This is a genomic window from Gynuella sunshinyii YC6258, from assembly GCF_000940805.1.
Classification (GTDB): Bacteria; Pseudomonadota; Gammaproteobacteria; order Pseudomonadales; family Natronospirillaceae; genus Gynuella; species Gynuella sunshinyii.
The window spans coordinates 2352864-2371762 of the sequence record NZ_CP007142.1; the positions used below are offsets into that span (position 1 = coordinate 2352864).

Sequence of the window (18899 nt, forward strand, 5' to 3'; positions counted from 1 at the left end):
TAATGAAGATGGAATAAACCGAATATTTCTGATCGGTGGGTAAACATTTTATCCGTTAACGGGAATCCAATGTCTGGATTCCCGGAATATAGCCGTCAATGTGGTGTGACCGGTCCGGCATTAGTATCTGCTGGCGGCCAGGGAAAGCCGTCAGCCAGGATCAAAAAATAGCCGTCAGCTCTGTGTCTGTGTCCGTACTTTTTTACCGATGAGTCGGATATTAAAAATGCCGCTGAAGACCTGCCAGCTGATGGCCAGCACACCCACGATGAATACCATATCACCGATACCGCGAAGCCAGCGCAAAGTTTGTAACAGTTCGGATTGCATGAAGGTTTCGCTGCGGGCATACCAGAGTCCCTGACTGGCGCTGGCAAAAAACTGCATCAGACCGATCGGCAGCAGACTGATGATGATCATCAGAACAAGTCCGCCATTGAGTGACCAGAAGGCTGTTTTCATCAGAACTTCGCTGAAGACCAGTTGTGGTCTGATATAGCGCAGAATCAGCAGGGTGAAACCGATGGCCAGAAAACCATAGACACCAAACAGCGCTGCATGGGCATGAACCGCAGTGGTATTCAATCCCTGAACATAGTACAGCGATATCGGTGGGTTGATCATAAAGCCAAAGACTCCGGCACCCAGCATATTCCAGAACGCCACGGCAACGAAACAGGCCAGCGGCCATTTAAGATGTTCCATCCATGGAGCACTGCGGCGCAGCCGCCAGTTTTCCCAGGCCTCATGACCCAGCACAATCAGGGGTACCACTTCCAGAGCACTGAAGGTGGCACCAATGGCCATGACCGGAGTGGTGGTTCCGGAAAAATACAGATGATGGAAGGTGCCGGGAATGCCGCCTACCAGAAACAGAGAGGCAGAGGCCAGGCTGGCAGTCGTGGCCATCGGTTTGGAGATTAACCCCAGGGAACAGAAGATAAATGCCAGAGCCGCAGTGGCAAACACTTCAAAGAAACCTTCCACCCAAAGATGTACAACCCACCAGCGCCAGTATTCCATGATGGAAATATTGGTACGCTCACCATAGAAGAAACCGGAACTGTAGAATAAACCAATGGCCACCACCGATGCGGTCAACAGCGCCAGCAGGTTTTTGTCACCGGACTGTTTGAAGGCATTTCCGATACCCCGAAGCATCAGTACCAGCCAGAACGCCACACCGGTAAATTTACCGATCTGCCACAGGCGGCCGAGGTCGATGTATTCATAACCCTGATGACCCAGCCAGAAATTCAGTTCCGGTGGCATGATCTGGGCGATGGCCAGCCAGTTGCCGACAAATGAACCGGCTACGACCAACACCAGTGCCCAGAATAGAATGTCTACCCCCAGTTTCTGGTAACGGGGATCTTTACCGCCATTGATGATGGGAGCCAGAAACAACCCGGCGGCCAGAAATCCCGTTGCAATCCAGAACAACGCACTTTGGATATGCCAGGTACGCACCAGTGAATAGGGGAACCATTTGGAGATATCCAGGCCATAGAACTGCTGTCCTTCAACGGTATAGTGTGCGGTGATACCACCGATCAGAACCTGAAAACACATGAGAGCCACGACCAGCACCAGATATTTTCCGAGCGCCTGTTGCGAAGGCGTCAGTTGGATAATGCTGAGAGGATCCCGGCTGGCCGGTACCACGGTCTCATCTTGGTGATGCAGGAATGACCATGCCCAGACCAGAGCCCCGATGCCGGCGATTAGCAGGACTACGCTGACGATGGACCAGGTGATGTTTTCTGCTGTCGGCGTGTTGTCAATCAATGGTTCGTGGGGCCAGTTATTGGTGTAGGTTGCATGACTGTCCGGTCGGTTGGTGGAAGCCGCCCAGGCGGTCCAGAAGAAAAATGCGCTAAGATCCTGACGCCGCTGAGAATCCGGCAGGGTGTTTTCTTTCATCGCGTAATGTTCACGGGTGCTGTGCAGTGCCGGATCATCGGCAAACAGATTCTGATAGTAGGCAGCGGTCTGAGCAATGGCTTTGGCCCGGCGCTCACTGATAAGTACTGAATTGTTTTCCAGAGAGTTATGACGATATTCGGTTTTCAATCGATGTTGCAGCAGCATCTGTTGTTCGTCATCCAGCGAGCGGTAAGGTTTTCCATATTCATCACCGGCGGCAATTTCAAGCCATTGGGTCAGCTCCCGATGCAGCCAGTCGGCGGTCCAGTCAGGTGCCTGATAAGCGCCATGACCCCAGATTGAACCAAGCTGCATACCACCGACAGACTGCCAGGCGCTTTGACCCGCCAGGACGGTATCGTGGTCGAACAGAAGTTGCCCGGATGGAGTTTTGAAAGTGTCCGGTATCGGCGGTGCCTGACGATAAACCTCCCGCCCGAAGTAGCCCAATAATGAAAAAGTAATGATGACAACGGTACAAAGCAGCAGCCAGAGTTTTTTATATGCTCCCATGAGAAATCTCCAGTGCATCGACAAACAGGATATTGTTTTCCAGATGGATGTGCTGCATCAGATCTGTGCGCAACTGTGCAAGCCCGCTGTACAGTGCTCGCCAGGTGTTGCAGGCACCTTTGGGCAGGGTGATGTTATGGGTGATCTCTGCGAGGCGGGTGAGTTCCTCACCGTGGTGGTCGTGCTCAATCCGCATGACCGAAATCGGGCCTCCCACGGCTTTGCCGCGAGCGCCCTGACGCAGCATCGGGAACAGGACGTTTTCCTCTTTGAGCATGTGGCTTTCGAGCGCCTGCTGCATATCATGCAACTGCGTGCTGAGTCCCTGAGGACAGTCCGGACGATCCCCATGTACTTGTTCCACTCTCAATGCCAGACGGATGAGCTCCGGAAACTGCCGGCGATGATGTTCATGGTAACGTTCGAGAATATGATCAATAAGTTCATCGATGGTGGCGTCTGACCAGTCCTGTTCGACTTCAGTAGCACTTAACAGTGCTTCGAGGCGACTGATGACGACTTCTGCCGGCAGAGACTTCTGTTGGAGGGCGTCTTGCAGGGACTGCTGGCCTCCGCAGCAAAAATCGAGGTCGAACTCATGAAAGATTTGTGTGCTGCCCGGGATATTGCGGGCCAGCCAGGCAACGGATTGATCAAGTAAATTCATGGAATGTTCCTTTGGGTAAATACTCGTATCCTTTATTGGCAATGGTTGTGCCATTCCATAAGCTATTGATTTTAAAGAATAAAAATTAAATATGGTAAATAAAACCATTGTTGGGTAGGGTTATAAATACCTTTTTAATGGTAAAAAATACCCATGATTGAATATACCCTGCTGGCCGATCTGGTCACTGAATTGCCCCAGGGCATCCGTTTGCAGCGTCTGGTTGAAACCATACGTACGCAATTTTGCTGTGGCGCGGTTGCGCTGCTGCGCCTGGATGGCGACAGTCTGCGGCCGGAGGCGGCTGCCGGACTGGTGCGTGAAGCGCTGGGGCGACGTTTCCTGGTTGCCCAGCATCCTCGCCTGACGGCCATTCTGGCTGATCGGCAACCCGTCAGTTTTGATCACGATACGACTCTGCCGGACCCTTATGACGGGTTATTGGAAAGTAATATCGGTGAACCTCTGCCAGTGCACGACTGTATGGGAGTCAGTCTGTATGTGGATGGGGAGCAATGGGGTGCTCTGACTCTTGATGCCCTGACGCCGGGAACATTTGATCCCCAGGCACGTGATGATCTGGCCCGATGTACGTTGATGGTTGAAGCAGCTATCCGGATGACGCGGCTGGAGCAGGAGCGCCGACATTTGAGACAGTTGCCCAGGGGAGCAGATGTTGCTCATCCGGTCGCAAATGATACTGATGAACTGCTGGGGCGCAGCCGGGTGATGCAGTTACTGCTGGCAGAAATTGATGTGGTTGCCGCTGCGGATCTGCCGGTGTTGCTGACGGGTGAGACCGGGGTGGGTAAGGATCTGTGTGCCCGACGATTGCACTATCGTTCCGCCCGTGCCGATGCACCCTTGATACACGTAAATTGTGCAGCACTACCGGAATCACTGGCCGAAAGTGAGTTGTTCGGTCATATAAAAGGTGCATTTTCCGGGGCTGAAAGCGGACGGGCCGGCAGGGTTGAGGCTGCCAGTGGCGGCACTTTGTTTCTGGATGAAGTGGGGGAACTGCCACTGACGGTTCAGGCCAAATTGCTACGCACCTTGCAGAATGGTGAAATTCAGCGGTTGGGTGAAGACAAGCCCCGGCATGTGGATGTTCGTATTATCGCCGCCACCAATCGGCAGCTGCAGGAGCGGGTGCGTGAAGGTCAGTTCCGGGCCGATCTGTACCATCGTCTGTCGGTGTATCCCATTCCGATTCCACCGTTGCGGGAGCGTGATAACGATGTGCTGCTGTTGGCCGGATTTTTCCTTGAGCAGAACCGGGCTAGATTAGGCATACGCAGTCTGCGATTGTCTGCCGCCGCAGAGCAAATGATTTTGCGTTATCCCTGGCCGGGCAATGTTCGTGAACTGGAACACGTGCTCAGCCGGGCTGCTCTGAAAGCGGTCAGTTTCGGTGCCCGGCGGGATACGATTGTCACGCTGGATACTGATCTGCTGGATTTGTCTGTCACGCCTGTTGCCCCGGTGACGGCCGCTGTCGCGGTAACGGATACTTCGATGGAATCGACCGGTTCGACCTGGCTGTCATTGCGACAGCAGGTGGAAAACTGTCAGCGCCAGGCGATTCGAACCGCACTTGAGCAACATCATCAAAACTGGGCAGCAGCGGCCAGAGTGCTGGAGCTGGATCCCAGTAATCTGCATAAGCTGGCCAGAAAACTGGGACTGAAACCATGATCGCAGGTTATTCAATGACAAACTGAGTGGTGACCCGTTTGAGTTGTTCTGACAAGTGGGTCAGGTTCTGACTGGCGCTCAGCAGTTTATGTGAATCCGACAGCGCGGTTTCGGAAACGCTTTTGATGTCGCCTATTTTGCCGTCAATTTCGAAAGCCCGTTGGGATTGTCCCTGTGCTTCGCTGGTCACCATCCGGCTTTGTTGGTCAAGGGAGACAATGCTTTGGGTGATACCGGATAACGCCTGATGGAGGTTGCCGATCTGTTCGACCGATGACGAGGTCAATGCTCTGCCTTCCTGCATCGCATCCACCGCCGTTTCTGACTGCTGCTGCAACTGATGGATCATGGTTTCTGTTTCATGGACGGATGTCTGGGTCCGGCTGGCCAGGGATCGTACCTCTTCTGCCACGACGGCAAAACCGCGCCCGAGTTCGCCGGCACGGGCGGCTTCAATGGCAGCATTCAACGCCAGCAGGTTGGTTTGCTCGGCGATGTGCCGGATGACATCAAGAATCGCACCGATATCCTGAGTGTTTTGTTGCTGGCGGATAATGACTGTGCAGGCATGATCCACGCTTTGCTCCAGGTCGTTCATAATGTTCCTGGTCTGTTCCGCCAGTACCTGGCTCTTGGCGGTTTCTTCCCTGGCAATCTGGGTTTCTTCATGGCTGGAACGGGCATGACTGAGGATTTCTTCAGCGGCCTGAAAGTTTTGTTTCAGGGTGATGTTCAGTACATCAATATCTTTGTTGTGACTGTTAAAGCGCTGGTCCGATTGCTCGGCCATATCCTTTAAATCACTGGAAGCCCGGGCAATGTGGCGTCCTGATTCAGCGATACCCTGAATGCTTTCCTGAAAAACCGTCAGCATGGCATTTATGCCGGTGGCGATCTGGCCGATTTCATCCTGGTGGCGGATGTTGGTGCGCAGGGTCAGGTCGCGGTTGATCGTGATCTGTTGAATAACGGCCAGCAGATCGCGGATCGGATGAATCAGGTAACGTAAAAACAGTAGTGATCCCAGTATCAAAACTGCCAATATGGTCAGACAGTAAAGCGATGACTTCAGGGCACTGTTGAAGAACAGATGGTTCACGTCTTCAAGGTCGATATCGGTTCCAATGATCCAGTGCCAGTCAGGGTAATTACGAATATAGGTTAGTTGCCTGCTGATATGAGTCTTGTCGGAATCATCCTCTACAGAGCTTTCATTTCTGCGGGACAGGAAGCCTTCTCCTTCGGTTTCCGCCAGATTGATAATCTCGCGATAAATGTTTCGTCCATCGGGATCAATGACGTTTGACACGTTTTTGCCCTTTTGATCCTTATGCATGGGATCCAGAATCAGGTTGCCCTCATTGTCCAGAATCCAGAAATACTGGTTGCCATCAAAACGAAGATATTTGATGGTTTTCAGAGCCTCCTTTTGCGCTCTGCCAGTGGTCATGAAACCAGCGTCTTCGCGACTGCGATAATAACTCACAATTGCCTGTGCGGTTTCGATCAGTGCTTTGGCTTTGTCCTCACGTTCAAGAATGAGGTTTGAACGCATATTCAGCAACGTCAGCGCCTGCATGAAAATGATGGCGGTAGAGGTAAAAATGATTAACGCGATCAGCTTGATTTTAATACTGCTGTGAAATGTCATCGATACTACCATTGGGTCGAGAACGGAATCGGCGGATATTTAAGGGTTGAAAGTTTGCGTTTTTATTAAGTCGCTAAAGTTTTCTTTAACGTGGTCAGCAAGGGGCTGGACAGGTTAGCTAACTTATCTCAGTAGGTTGTCTGGTAATCTGACGAAAGTTCAGTACAAACCTGTCGAAAATGGTGCCGATGTACTGATGTCACGATATGAATGTAATTGTTTGTAGCAATCTCTGCGCTAATAGAGTGTATGTAAATTTTTAGATGAGATGAGTTTATCGGCTGGAAAATCTGAACTGACCGTTATTTTGCTAACGGTATGTTTGGATAAGATGTAAACAATTCCGGGTGAAGTTGTTGATAATCCTGATCGATAGCGCTCCAGCTCCTGTGTCAAGGCCGGAGGTCGTCCACAGCAAATGCCCAAGGTTGTAAAATATGGCAATTTGTTGTCTATCGCCAAAACAAGAATCCGCCAGTAGTCTCCAGCCACTGACGGATAATGGTGACTGTTTATAGTTTGAACTGTTGAACCAATTGATTAAGTAACTGAGACAACTCATGTAGTTGCCGGCTTGAGTCGGTCAACTGATCGGCAAATTCAGCTGTTTCGGTGGTGAGATGATTAATGTCTTCGACATCCTTGCTTAATTCTGCGACCACTGTGGATTGCTCTTCGGTGGCGGTTGCCACCTGAATGTTCACATCGCTGATGCTGCCAATGTATTCCGTGATACTGCCAAGCGAGGTATTGGCCTCGTCCGCCTGTTCTACCACTCGCAGGCTGTGTTCCTGGCTTTCTTTCATGACACTGACTGTTTTGGCTGACTGGTCTTGCAGGCGATTGATCATGTTCTGTATTTCTTCTGTGGATGTCGCAGAACGACTGGCCAGATTACGAACTTCATCGGCGACCACAGCAAAACCCCGTCCTTGTTCGCCGGCACGGGCGGCTTCAATGGCAGCATTCAAAGCCAGCAGGTTGGTTTGCTCAGAAATGCCTCGAATGGTTTCCAGAATACTGCCAATGGAATTGGTCTGTTCTGCCAGTGAACCAATAACGGTGCTGACATTACTGATTTCATCCGACAAAGTATTGATCCCCTGACGAGCCTCCGCCACGACTTTGGCGCCCTGGGAAGAACGTTCACTGGCCTTTTTAGCGGAGTCTGCAGCCAGAGAGGCGTTTTCGGCAATGTTTTCGATCGTTGCCCCCACTTCATTGATGGCAGTCGCCATTTGTGTGGTCCGGTCGCGCTCGTTGAGACAGTTTTCGTGAGTCATTCGGGCCTTGTTGGCCACTTCACCGGCGGTTTTTGCCAGTGTTTGGGAGTTCTGTGCCACGGCCTCAATCGCTTTGTGAATTTTACGCAGGAGTTGATTGAAATGGCTCGCGATTTCGGTCAGTTCATCCTGACCGCTGAGATCAATATGAGTTCTGAGATCGAGATTTTCTGAAGCATCCACAACATAATTGCGCAGCCCATTGACTCGTTTGCTTAAGCGACGAAGGATCAGTGTGGCCAGCAATAGTGAAGCAACAATCGCGACAATCACCAGTACTATCATGTAATTGCGACTGCTTTCGTATGTAGTGATACTGTTGGTATACCGGGTTTCGGCCTGCGCCAGCAGTGTATCCAGCAGTTGGTTAACAGCCTTTCGCATATCGCCATAGCTTTTCGCGTATTTGTTTTTGTAGATGTCATGCGCCGTTGCCAGATCGTTTTTCTCCAGCGCGTTGAACATAGGTTCAAGCTCATTGGCTTTAACATTGCTAAAGCGATCAATGATTTCTTTCACAGCTGCCCGGGCATCGTCAGATACCTGTGCATCCAGCGCGTCCTGCAAAGCTGCATCCATTTCCGCTATATCTTCACCACGGGCTTCTTTCACCCGAGTCAAGACACCTCTTTCATCTTTTAAGCCATCCACTTCCTGTAGCAACATCATATCGATCCCAACCCGCATTCTCGGAATACGAGAAGCCACTTCGGCAAGGGATCTCATCGGTGCACTGGTATTTTCGGCTAAAGCCTGTGTTTGTTGCTGAAGTCTGCTAATACCGTTAAGACCCGCCCAGCTGACCAGGAGCAACGCTATACATGGTAATGTAATCACCACCATAAATTGACTTCTAAGAGTCATTTTTCCGATAAACACTTTAGTTAGCCTCCACACTTAAAAAGCAAGTATCTGCTTGGAATCAGTATAGACAACGTTAGTTGTAGTAAATGAATTTTTATGGTCAGGTACTGAGTCTTTATTCTGAATTACTTGTTAGGCAATAACGGCAGTAAATATGGTAACTTGATGGCTGCCGGACAAATAAAGCAGCAAATGGGTGGTGTCAGGTTGCCGGAAAATTACTGTGATGGAGGTTTTTTCTCAGACGATGACCGTAGTGTAAATAACTGAGAATCAGGGAAGATCTGAGTTTTCAGGTGTGTGCCAACGGTGTTATTTGGCTGGCAGTCTGAAAGCAATCGCGGAGCAATTGTGGTCGCAGAGAGGATTGACTGACATGAGTTTTTGCCCAGGTACCGGTTTCATATGATTAACCTGACAATTAAATGGTCATCCTGATTTCTTGAAGCTCGCATTGGCTGTGGCCCGACATCTCGCTGCATCCCTTATAATACGATGAACCCGGTATCAATGCTTGTCAGGCTCATAAGACTGTAGATGATGTGGTTAATATTTTAACGCTATTTTTTTAACAAAAGCGTCCACTTTCGAAGGTGAAGCATTTTCGCTTTTATAAAATGACAGCATCTGGAATTTGCATTTTTTCGTGCAGGCGCCCAGCAACGCAATTTTAAGAATTCTTTTTACCGGTTGCCGTAATACCAGTTTGTCCACCCACCAGGGTGATCCGAGCGTGGTGATGACTTTTACTTCTTTCAGATTATTCAGACAGGGGGTGATCGCACCCAAGTCCGAGGCATGGTTATAGGCATGGCCGGGAGCCCATACCCGATCAAACCAGCCTTTTAAAATAGCAGGGAAACCAAACCACCACGTCGGAAACACCAATACCAGTGACTCTGCCTGTTTCAATTGCGCGATTTCGGCCTGAACGAGTGTTTCATCAAATTGAGTCTGATAATAACTCTGTCTTTCTTCCCTGGTGAGTACCGGCGCAAATTCACGTTCGTACAGGTTGAGTAAGCTTACATTGTAACCTTTTGATCTTAAATGTGATGCCGTTTTATTGGCCAGATAATCACATAGACTGCCTTTGAGTGGGTGAGCCAGAACCAGCAGACATTTCACAGGAACCTCCTTCAACTCCATTAAGTTCACGTTGTCCGTTAATATATTCCTGAGCCTGTTCAGGCTGGCTTAGAGCTGTTTGGGTTAGCCAGAAACAACTGATAAGCCGGATTATTGGTTTCTTCCCAATAGGGGTAATCCAGTTCTGCCAGGAAACTTTGAAAGGCTTTTTTATCTCCAGAGGCTACCTGCATGCCACATAATACCCGGCCATAAGCGGCACCATGATTGCGATAGTGGAACAGGGAAATATTAAATTTTCCACCGAGTTTCTTCAGAAAGTTCATCAACGCTCCGGGGCGTTCGGGAAATTCAAACCGATAGATCACTTCATGTTCGACGATGCTGCTGTGGCCACCGACCATATGACGAACATGGGATTTGGCCATGTCATTATCGGTTAGATCCAATACCGGGTAATCGTGCTTCCTGAGTAATGCGGCAATGTGCTCACGGTCAGCCAGATCGCTGGTTTGCAGGCCTACAAATATCTGTGCCATCTCTCCATCGGTATATCGGTAGTTAAATTCTGTCACCGGGCGTTTGCCAATGACATTGATAAACTGCTGATAGCTGCCCGGGCGTTCAGGAATAGTGACCGCGAATACGGCTTCTCGATGTTCACCGATTTCGGCCCGCTCGGCCACATAGCGCAGTCGGTCAAAATTAATGTTGGCACCCGAACAAATGGCCACCAGATTCTGGTTGCTTGGCTGGTTTTCTTCGACATATTTCTTCAAACCGGCCACACCTACCGCGCCGGCAGTTTCCGCCACTGAGCGGGTGTCATCAAAAATGTCCTTGATGGCGGCACAAATTTCGTCTGCGGTCACGGTAATGACGTCGTCCACATAGTCTTTACAGACTTTCCAGGTCTCTGCGCCGATCTGGGCAACGGCAATACCTTCGGCGAATATGCCCACCTGAGGCAGAGTGACACGACGATTATGTTCCTTGGCTGCTTTCAGACAGGCGGATTCCTCAAATTCCACACCGATGACTTTGGTAGTGGGACGGATATATTTGGTGTAGGCCGCAATGCCGGCAATCAGACCGCCGCCGCCCACAGGCACGAAAATGGCGTCAACTTCCTGGGTCTGATGAAAAATCTCTCTGGCAATAGTGCCTTGCCCAGCAATGACTTCGGGGTCGTCATAAGGGTGAATGTAGGTATAACCCTTTTCTTCAGCCAATTGCTGTGAATGAACAGCGGCTTCTTCAAACGAGTCGCCGTGCAGAACGACCTTGCCACCGCGGGCCCTGACGGACTTGACCTTGATTTCAGCGGTTGCTTTAGGCATGACGATGGTGGCTTTCACGTTCATGATCCTGGCTGCCTGAGCCAGCCCCTGGGCATGATTGCCGGCAGAGGCGCAAATAACGCCTTTGGCCTTTTGTTCGTCGGACAGGTGGGCCATTTTGTTATAGGCACCGCGGAGTTTGAATGAGAATACCGGCTGAAGATCTTCACGTTTGATCCAGACCTGGTTGTTCAATCGGTTGGAAAGGTTGGGGGCTGGATCGAGTGATGTTTCGACGGCTGCTTCATAGACTTTGGCATTGAGGATTTTTTTGACGTAACTTTCCAACATAATCAGTGGCTACCTGTATTAAACAACACTTCCCAACGGGCTGGACGGCGCAGTTTAGCGGAAGGGTGGGGATGTTTCATCATTGCATCATGACTTTAATCACGAGTGACCTATAATGGCTGCATATATTGCAGTGAGGACTCCAAAATGACCCAAGACGAACTAAAACATCAAGTGGCGCTGGCCGCGATTGACTATATCAAGACTCTGATTAAACCGGACTCTATTATTGGTGTGGGAACCGGTTCTACCGCAAATCTGTTCATTGATGAACTGGCAGCGGTCAAAGATAAGTTTCAGGGAGCGGTCGCCAGTTCGGATGCGTCTGCTGAGCGTCTTAAGGGGCATGGTATTGAGGTTTTTGATCTGAACTCGGTTGATGAAATTGTCGTTTATGTGGATGGCGCTGATGAGGCGAACAAGAGCCTGTGTCTGATCAAAGGTGGCGGTGCCGCGTTGACTCAGGAGAAAATCGTGGCGCAGGTGGCCAAACAGTTTGTCTGCATTGCTGATGAATCAAAAGCGGTCGAAATTCTGGGTGCATTTCCGCTGCCTGTGGAAGTGATTCCAATGGCCAGAGCATTGGTGGGTCGGGAAATGGTTAAGTTGGGGGGAGATCCGGTCTGGCGTGAAGGGGTTGTTACGGACAATGGCAATCAGATTATTGATGTGCATGGACTGAAAATTACCAATCCTGAGGACCTGGAAGCCAAAATCAATATGATTCCCGGAGTGGTGACCAATGGTTTGTTCGCACATCGCGCAGCGGATGTGTTGCTGCTGTCGACTCAGGAAGGGGTGAAAACGTATTCCGTTATGAATACCGTTTCAGCAGAAGGGAACTATTTTTAGTTCCCAGAATATTCCAGGCGTGCTTCAGGGCAGGTTGTCTGACCTGCCTTTAATCTTTATTCGACCCGGTTCCAGACTTGTGTTCTGCCGATGAGTGAAAATCCGATGAAGCCACGGACTTCGAGATTTTTACCGCCATTGGTGACCATGAGTTTGGCTTTATATTCTTTGCCATTGCCCGGATCCAGAATTTTTCCACCCTTCCATTCCTCACCGTCCTGAGTCAGTCCCCAGATAAAGTTCATGCCTTCGATGGGTTGATTGGCGCGTGAGCCCTTGCATTTTTTACAGACCTTCCCTTTATCTGCGGCTGCCAGCAGCTCAACGATATCGCCTTTAAGCTCATCACCATCCATATAGATATGTACTACACTTTTAGCCTGGTTGGTTTCATCGTCAATGGTCTGCCATTGACCGATAGGGGAGGTCATGTCTGCGGCGAATGCCTGCATGGTCAGAGCGGTGAGTAACGCAAATATTATTGTTATCGTGTTCTTCATATTGTTCTCCAGATACTAGGGGCCATTATCAATAGCTGGCCTGCTGCTGCACGTTACCACAACGTATTGAAGAGACAAGTTCGTTGATTTCAGGGCAAAAATTACCCCTGAATATCGGCTAATTGAGCATTGATGAGTTTAATCAGATCTTCCGGAGCCATTTCTATCTGCAGTCCGCGTTTACCGGCGCTGAAAAACATCGTGGTTAATGCTGAGCAGGATTGGTCAATAACTGCTGGCAGTCGTTGTTTTTGTCCCAACGGACTGATACCGCCAACGACATATCCCGTGGCTTTCTGGGCCTTCTGGTGATCGGACATCTGGGCTTTCTTCCAACCAAGCGTTTTGGCCGCAGCTTTGAGGTTCAGGCTGAAGGCGACCGGTACAATTGCCATCGCCAGTCTGGAATGCTGGCTGTCAGGCGTGATGATCAGTGTCTTGAACAATTGTTCTTCCGGGCGTCCCAGGTAAGCAGCCACGGCATTGCCATAACCCGGGCCGGACATTTCAACCTCGTATTCGTGTATTTGGAAGGGTATTTTCTGTTTTTTGAGCAGTTGTATTGCGGGAGTCATCAGGCCAAACCTTTGCTGTTGAAATCAGGATTGTTCAGAGCTGTCAGTATATGATCCCGCCATTCTCCATTGAGGTAGAGATAATCTCTGGCGTATCCTTCGATCGTGAATCCCAGTCGCTTAAGCAGTATCCCGGAGCGTTCATTGACAGGTTGGTAATTGGCCATTAGACGGTGCAGGCAAAGCGTATTGAAGGCAAATTTCAGTGCAGCCTCCATGGCTTCCCGCATTAGCCCTTGTCCTTCATATTGCTGGTCAATTTTGTAGCCAATTAATGCTGCTTGAAATACTCCGCGGATAATGCCGGATATTTGAATCTGGCAGATCAGTTGCTGAGTATCCTTATGATATCCATAAAGGCCATATTCGGTTTCATCGTTCCATTTCTTTTCTTCCAGCTGTAGTTTTTTGTACCAGAATTCCAGGTCGCTGCGATCCAATACGCTGGCAGGTGAGCCCAAGCGAAAGTGATGACGGTTTTCCTGATGAAGTTTTAGTACAGCTGCTGCCATATCCCTGTGAGCGGGCTTTATGATAAGACGTTCAGTGAGAATATCTGTGCGGTCAGTCATCAATTATCCTTATGTGAAAATGCCAGCATGTGCTGGCAGTTTGTTATGTACTGGCGAGAAAATAAAGAGGGGCGGCCGACGATATCACTGCTGTGGCAGGCGTATATTACTGTCACTCTCCAGTCTGGGTGGCTGTTTTGTTTCCGGCTTGGTGATGGATGGTAATTGAATCTGAAACTCCAGACCGCCACCGATGTGGTTTTTGGCCGACAGAGTTCCATTATGACTGCTGATTACCTGCTCTGCGATTGAAAGCCCAAGACCGGCACCGCCGTCTGCAGTATTTTCCACCGCCCGAAAGAAAGGTTCAAACAGATGTTGCAGAACCTCTTCGGATGTTCCAGGACCATGATCCCGGATGAGAATTTCCACTCTGTCTGTTTTTCCAAAGGCCATATCGCGGGTTTCTATCTCCACTGCCGTGTGCTCTTTGGTGTAGCGAATACCATTACGGACGATGTTTTCCAATGCACTGTGCAGTAGTGAAGACTCACCTTTGATCCATTTGGAGTGACCTGTTTTCAGGGTGACTGATTTGTTCACTGCTCTGGCTTCAAAGTTGGCATCGTCCGCCAGCTGGATCAACAGCGGAGTCAGATCCATGGGCGCCCACTCCATGCTCTGCATTTTATTTTCCAGTCTCGAAAGTTTGAGCACCTGGGCAATCATCTGTTCGAGTTTTTCGGTTTCCCGTTCAATACGTTCAAGAATGCCATGTACCTCCGGGCCGCATTTTTGATGAGCGATACCGAGAGCGACCTGAATTCGGGTGATCGGGGAACGCAGTTCATGACTGACATTGCTGAGTAATCGTTGCTGTGCATAGACCAGGTTTTCCAGTCGACTGGCCATATAATCGAAGTCCCTTCCCAGATGACCGAATTCATCCATGCGTTTGGTCAGGGAGTGGCCGATGCGGGTATCGAGTTTTCCGCCTGCCAGTTCCCGGTATGCCCGACCAAATTTGGTCAGAGGACGCGAAAACGACCATGCCAGAAATGCACTGAGTAATCCGCTGAGCAATAACGACAGCATTAGTATGACTGTTTCGTTCAGATATTCCTGAGGCAGTGAAGACGGTGGCGAGGCATTCCATCCGCGTAGCAGCAAATAGTAACCTTGATTACCAATTTGGAGTGTTGCCGGACCAAGCCAGACTTCATTACGCCAAAAGCCCAATACCGGACGGGTTTCATCCAGCATGGTGCTGAGCAGGGGGAAGGCTGATCTCGGTGGACGAGGTAATCCAATAATTCGAAATTCCTCGTCTACAAGATAGATCTGTACCCGTTCCAGTTCGTTGATGCGCTGTAACTGTGTGACTGCTTCACTACCGTAACGGGCATAAATTTGCAGGACCCTGCGAGCCTGACTGGCAAGTGCTTCAATAGATTCAGAATTGGCAGGCTCTATTTGATATGGACGATTAATGGATTTGACCACCACCGAAGTGATGGCGATGATCAAAATACAGGTAATCCAGAACCAGAGAAAGATCTTTCCAAATAAGGTGTGCCAGGGATTCAGCCGGGAAGCAATTTTCCTCCAGCTCATTCATCCTCACCTGTGATAAACATATAACCAACACCACGAATGGTTTTGATTTTCTGGTCATCGCCGATAATGACAGACATTTTCTTTCTAAGGTTACTAACGTGCATGTCAATGGAGCGGTCATACAGTTCGATTGGCCGACCCAGGGCAGCAATGTTCAGTGAGTTTTTGTCTATAACGGTACCGGCTTCTTGCATCAATGCCTGCAGAACCCGAAACTCGGTTGTCGTCAGTTCCAACAACTGTCCCTGAACCTTCACGGTATGTGTCGCAGTATCCAACACGACCTCATTGATCTCCAATGTGATGTGTTTTGGTGACTCATCGTTATCCATGTTGGCGCGACGGATCAGTGCTCTGATACGGGCAACCAGTTCCCGGTGAGAATAAGGTTTAGCCAGGTAATCGTCGGCACCAAGTTCCAGCCCGAGTACCCTGTCCATTTCATCTCCCTTGGCGGTTAACATGAGAATGGGAGTGCGATTCTGACGCTGGCGTAACTGCTTCAGAACATCAAAGCCACTCATGTCAGGCATCATGACATCAAGCAAAATCAGTTCGTAATTTTTATCAGCTTTTTGCAGACCGGTAACACCATTGGGAGCCATTTCCAAATGAAACCCTTCAACTTCAAGATATTCCTGAAGTAACTGGCCAAGGCTTTGATCGTCGTCGATTAATAAAATACGAGTGTTGTGACTTTTGTTCATAATATCGTCCCAGTAAATTCAGAGGCCAATTGTAAAGGCGCGCGGAACCTGTAATATCGGTTTACCCAGATTTTACAAGCTTCCGACACAACTTTGCCGCCCTTAAATTAAACTCCCGAATACGTTAAATCGTCTATTTGCCTGTCTCATGATGAGCAGGTGTTGTTTGGATTTACCATCATTGCTCAGTCGGGAATGACTCCACTTCCACGAGTCAATTCAACGCCGCCAGGTAGTATAAGTGCGGCTTTTTTTCTTCCTTTCAAATTAGTTATAAACTCTCTCAATCCGGGCTGAAAGTCTGGTCAGTAATTCATAACCAATGGTGCTGACATGAGTGGCAACATGATCAACACTTAGATTTTTACCCCACAGCTCGACATCATCACCAATATCAATTCCAGCAATGTTGGTTATATCGATGGTCAGCATATCCATTGATACTCGTCCGACGACAGGAGCAATATGACCGTTTATCCAGGTCGGGGTGCCATTGCCTGCATGACGTGGATAACCATCGCCATAACCAATAGCGAGAGTTGCGATAGTGGAGTTTCTTTCAGCACACCAGTTTGCGCCATAACCAACATGCTGGCCTTTTGGAATCTGGTGTATGGCAATGACTGGAGCGGTGAGGGTCATAGCGGGAATCAAATTAAGTTGCTGTGCTGACTTATCTGAAAACGGGCTGGCACCATATAAAGCAATACCAGGTCGGACCCAATCACCAAGACTTTGAGGGAGAGAGAATATGGCCGCAGAATTAGCCATGCTGAATTCGCAATCAGTTTGTATGGTAAAAGGAGTGAAACTGTCCAGCTGATGCTGATTGAAGGGGTGTTCAGGCGTATCAGCACAGGCAAAGTGGGTGATATAGGCCACTTTACATCCATGCTCCCGCATGAGTTTTGCTGCCCATAGTCTGCCTGTTTCAGGAGATAATCCCAGGCGGTGCATACCTGTGTCTATTTTGAGCCAGATCTTTTGGCTGGACAGATTGTCGATGTGTTTTAACCAGTCCAGCTGTATTTCGTTGTGAATGACCATTTCCATGTTACGGGATATTGCTTCCCGAGTCTGGTCGAGAGTAACGCAGCCTTCCAGCAATAGTATGGGACGGTCAATGCCTGCTTGTTGAAGTTCCAGTGCTTCCACAAACGTTGAGACCGCAAAACCATCTGCCAGGCTCGTAAGTACCTGTGCCACAGAAACGGCTCCATGACCGTAACCATTGGCTTTTACAACTGCCCATATTTTGCTATTGGGGGCATGTTGTCGAATGGTATTCAGATTGTGTTTGAGGGCTTTGATGTCAACAGTTGCTAAGGTGCCGCGGCTCATTCGTCGTAACTACTTTGGTATTCAGGGGCTAGATCTTCAAAACGAGTGTATTTGCCTATAAAGGCCAAACGGTCTGTACCAATTGGACCGTTTCTTTGTTTGCCGGTGATGATTTCGGCAATGCCTTTGTCAGGTGAGTCTTCGTTATACACTTCATCCCGGTAAATAAACAGAATTATGTCGGCATCCTGTTCAATCGCTCCAGATTCCCGTAAGTCAGAGTTAACCGGTCGTTTGTTGGGTCTTTGCTCCAGAGAGCGGTTAAGCTGGGATAGAGCAATCATCGGGCACTCAAATTCTTTGGCAATACTCTTTAATGAGCGTGAGATTTCCGAGATTTCATTGGTACGGCCTTCAGTGAAGCCTTTGATTTTCATCAGCTGGAGGTAGTCGACCATGACCAGAGCCGGGTTCCCATGTTCACGTACAAGACGGCGGATCCTTGAACGCATTTCGGTCGGGCTGATGCCTGCGGTGTCATCAATAAACAGTGGGCGGCTGTTTAACATGTTGACGGCCATGGTCAGTTTGGGCCAGTCATCAGGTTCCAGTTTTCCTGTTCTGACTTTGGTCTGATCAATTCGTCCCAGCGAAGATAGCATCCGCGTCACCAATTGGTCGGCTGGCATCTCCAGGCTGAATACCAGAACCGGTTGGTCTTGAGCCATAACGGCGGCTTCAACCAGGTTCATGGCGAAGGTCGTTTTTCCCATAGATGGACGAGCTGCCACAATGACCAGATCACCTGGATTGAAACCTGAGGTGCGGCGATCAAGTCCGGTAAAGCCGGTGGTAATACCGGTTAATGGACTATCGCTTTCGAACAGCTGCTGAATTTTGGCGACGGATTTCTTCAATAACGGGTTTACCCCGACCAGGCCCCCTTCGTTAGGGCGATCCTCTGCAATTTTGAAGACAGTTCGTTCCGCCTCGTCAAGCAGAGTCTCTGCATTCCTGCCTTTGGGCTCATATGCCGCAGCTGCGATTTCGTTGGCGGCCTGGATCAGCCGTCGCTGGACACTGCGTTCATGGATAATCTGAGAATAGGCAACCACGTTACTAATACTGGGAGCCTGTTCAGCCAGATCTGCCAGGAACACGCGACCGCCGACCTTATCCAGATCGTTGTCACGCTCCAGATCATTACCAACAGTGACCACGTCAAATGGCTGGGCCTGTCCAGCGAGTTTTTCCATAACCCGGAAAATAAGGCGGTGAGGCTGTTGGTAAAAATCTTCAGCAGTAATAATTTCGCTGACATTGTCCCACTGATTGTTATCCAGCAGCAGGGCGCCGAGAACAGACTGTTCGGCTTCAATCGAGTGGGGGGGAACTTTAATCTGACTGAGTTCATCAGTATCTGAGAAAAGATCGTTGTTTGGCAGAGAGTTACTATCCGGCACGTTATACTGACCCACAAAATGGATTTGTAATGGTAAGTGATTGTGTTAGTGCATTAAATAAAAAAGGCGC

General features: G+C 49.5%; 15 protein-coding genes. 2 read left to right on the top strand and 13 right to left on the bottom strand.

Translation table 11 applies throughout. From position 1 onward, the window contains the following. Positions 1 to 174 precede the first annotated feature (174 nt). Both YC6258_RS10170 and ytfE read right to left on the bottom strand, forming a co-directional pair. Positions 175 to 2439 (bottom strand): nitric-oxide reductase large subunit, encoded by a 2265-nt coding sequence (locus YC6258_RS10170; protein WP_044616891.1) that lies wholly within the window; start codon positions 2437 to 2439, stop codon positions 175 to 177. After that, on the bottom strand, positions 2426 to 3106 hold the full coding sequence (gene ytfE / locus YC6258_RS10175; protein WP_044616892.1) for an iron-sulfur cluster repair protein YtfE: 681 nt from the start codon (positions 3104 to 3106) through the stop codon (positions 2426 to 2428). Before ytfE ends, YC6258_RS10170 begins: the two co-directional genes overlap by 14 nt. Before the next feature lie 153 nt (positions 3107 to 3259). On the opposite strand from ytfE, the gene norR reads away from it, so the two are divergent. After that, positions 3260 to 4804, top strand: a complete 1545-nt coding sequence (norR, locus tag YC6258_RS10180) for a nitric oxide reductase transcriptional regulator NorR (protein ID WP_044616893.1) — start codon at positions 3260 to 3262, stop codon at positions 4802 to 4804. A 7-nt stretch (positions 4805 to 4811) separates the two neighbouring features. Here norR and YC6258_RS10185 read toward each other — a convergent pair whose 3' ends face one another. The 4 genes from YC6258_RS10185 to ilvA all read right to left on the bottom strand — a co-directional run bounded on the left by YC6258_RS10185 (position 4812) and on the right by ilvA (position 11322). Beyond that, positions 4812 to 6455 carry a methyl-accepting chemotaxis protein gene (locus tag YC6258_RS10185; protein ID WP_044616894.1) on the bottom strand — a complete coding sequence of 548 codons (1644 nt, stop codon included), beginning with the start codon at positions 6453 to 6455 and terminating at the stop codon, positions 4812 to 4814. Between the two features lie 512 nt (positions 6456 to 6967). Further along, complete coding sequence (locus tag YC6258_RS10190; protein WP_044619936.1) at positions 6968 to 8602, bottom strand: methyl-accepting chemotaxis protein; 1635 nt, start codon at positions 8600 to 8602, stop codon at positions 6968 to 6970. 546 nt (positions 8603 to 9148) lie between these two features. After that, positions 9149 to 9730, bottom strand: coding sequence for an NAD(P)H-dependent oxidoreductase (locus YC6258_RS10195; RefSeq protein ID WP_044619937.1), 582 nt, complete (start codon positions 9728 to 9730; stop codon positions 9149 to 9151). A gap of 59 nt (positions 9731 to 9789) precedes the next feature. Then, positions 9790 to 11322: a threonine ammonia-lyase, biosynthetic gene (ilvA, locus tag YC6258_RS10200; RefSeq protein ID WP_044616895.1), complete on the bottom strand. Its 1533-nt coding sequence runs from the start codon at positions 11320 to 11322 to the stop codon at positions 9790 to 9792. A gap of 147 nt (positions 11323 to 11469) precedes the next feature. Here ilvA and rpiA point away from each other — a divergent pair, with 147 nt between their 5' ends. Next, positions 11470 to 12174, top strand: a complete 705-nt coding sequence (gene rpiA, locus YC6258_RS10205; RefSeq protein ID WP_044616896.1) for a ribose-5-phosphate isomerase RpiA — start codon at positions 11470 to 11472, stop codon at positions 12172 to 12174. 56 nt (positions 12175 to 12230) lie between these two features. Here rpiA and YC6258_RS10210 read toward each other — a convergent pair whose 3' ends face one another. The 7 genes from YC6258_RS10210 to dnaB all read right to left on the bottom strand — a co-directional run bounded on the left by YC6258_RS10210 (position 12231) and on the right by dnaB (position 18829). Next, on the bottom strand, positions 12231 to 12674 hold the full coding sequence (locus YC6258_RS10210; protein WP_044616897.1) for a DUF2147 domain-containing protein: 444 nt from the start codon (positions 12672 to 12674) through the stop codon (positions 12231 to 12233). A gap of 101 nt (positions 12675 to 12775) precedes the next feature. Beyond that, complete coding sequence (gene ybaK, locus YC6258_RS10215; protein ID WP_044616898.1) at positions 12776 to 13249, bottom strand: Cys-tRNA(Pro) deacylase; 474 nt, start codon at positions 13247 to 13249, stop codon at positions 12776 to 12778. After that, a complete protein-coding gene (locus YC6258_RS10220; RefSeq protein WP_044616899.1) occupies positions 13249 to 13821 on the bottom strand; it encodes a GNAT family N-acetyltransferase in 573 nt (190 codons plus the stop codon). Before YC6258_RS10220 ends, ybaK begins: the two co-directional genes overlap by 1 nt. Before the next feature lie 84 nt (positions 13822 to 13905). Beyond that, positions 13906 to 15375: an ATP-binding protein gene (locus tag YC6258_RS27260; RefSeq protein ID WP_052830209.1), complete on the bottom strand. Its 1470-nt coding sequence runs from the start codon at positions 15373 to 15375 to the stop codon at positions 13906 to 13908. Then, positions 15372 to 16085, bottom strand: coding sequence for a response regulator transcription factor (locus YC6258_RS10230; protein ID WP_044616900.1), 714 nt, complete (start codon positions 16083 to 16085; stop codon positions 15372 to 15374). The genes YC6258_RS27260 and YC6258_RS10230 overlap by 4 nt, the downstream gene beginning before the upstream one ends. A gap of 267 nt (positions 16086 to 16352) precedes the next feature. Beyond that, the gene (gene alr / locus YC6258_RS10235) at positions 16353 to 17426 is read right to left on the bottom strand and encodes an alanine racemase (RefSeq protein ID WP_044616901.1); all 1074 of its coding nucleotides are present in this window, start codon (positions 17424 to 17426) and stop codon (positions 16353 to 16355) included. Further along, positions 17423 to 18829, bottom strand: coding sequence for a replicative DNA helicase (gene dnaB, locus YC6258_RS10240; RefSeq protein WP_245627031.1), 1407 nt, complete (start codon positions 18827 to 18829; stop codon positions 17423 to 17425). The genes alr and dnaB overlap by 4 nt, the downstream gene beginning before the upstream one ends. Positions 18830 to 18899 lie beyond the last annotated feature (70 nt).

Bases quoted from the DNA above. Each gene is read 5' to 3' on its own strand.
- YC6258_RS10170 (WP_044616891.1), bottom strand. From the start codon at position 2,439: ATGGGAGCATATAAAAAACTCTGGCTGCTGCTTTGTACCGTTGTCATC.
- ytfE (WP_044616892.1), bottom strand. From the start codon at position 3,106: ATGAATTTACTTGATCAATCCGTTGCCTGGCTGGCCCGCAATATCCCG.
- norR (WP_044616893.1), top strand. From the start codon at position 3,260: ATGATTGAATATACCCTGCTGGCCGATCTGGTCACTGAATTGCCCCAG.
- YC6258_RS10185 (WP_044616894.1), bottom strand. From the start codon at position 6,455: ATGACATTTCACAGCAGTATTAAAATCAAGCTGATCGCGTTAATCATT.
- YC6258_RS10190 (WP_044619936.1), bottom strand. From the start codon at position 8,602: ATGACTCTTAGAAGTCAATTTATGGTGGTGATTACATTACCATGTATA.
- ilvA (WP_044616895.1), bottom strand. From the start codon at position 11,322: ATGTTGGAAAGTTACGTCAAAAAAATCCTCAATGCCAAAGTCTATGAA.
- rpiA (WP_044616896.1), top strand. From the start codon at position 11,470: ATGACCCAAGACGAACTAAAACATCAAGTGGCGCTGGCCGCGATTGAC.
- YC6258_RS10210 (WP_044616897.1), bottom strand. From the start codon at position 12,674: ATGAAGAACACGATAACAATAATATTTGCGTTACTCACCGCTCTGACC.
- ybaK (WP_044616898.1), bottom strand. From the start codon at position 13,249: ATGACTCCCGCAATACAACTGCTCAAAAAACAGAAAATACCCTTCCAA.
- YC6258_RS10220 (WP_044616899.1), bottom strand. From the start codon at position 13,821: ATGACTGACCGCACAGATATTCTCACTGAACGTCTTATCATAAAGCCC.
- YC6258_RS27260 (WP_052830209.1), bottom strand. From the start codon at position 15,375: ATGAGCTGGAGGAAAATTGCTTCCCGGCTGAATCCCTGGCACACCTTA.
- YC6258_RS10230 (WP_044616900.1), bottom strand. From the start codon at position 16,085: ATGAACAAAAGTCACAACACTCGTATTTTATTAATCGACGACGATCAA.
- alr (WP_044616901.1), bottom strand. From the start codon at position 17,426: ATGAGCCGCGGCACCTTAGCAACTGTTGACATCAAAGCCCTCAAACAC.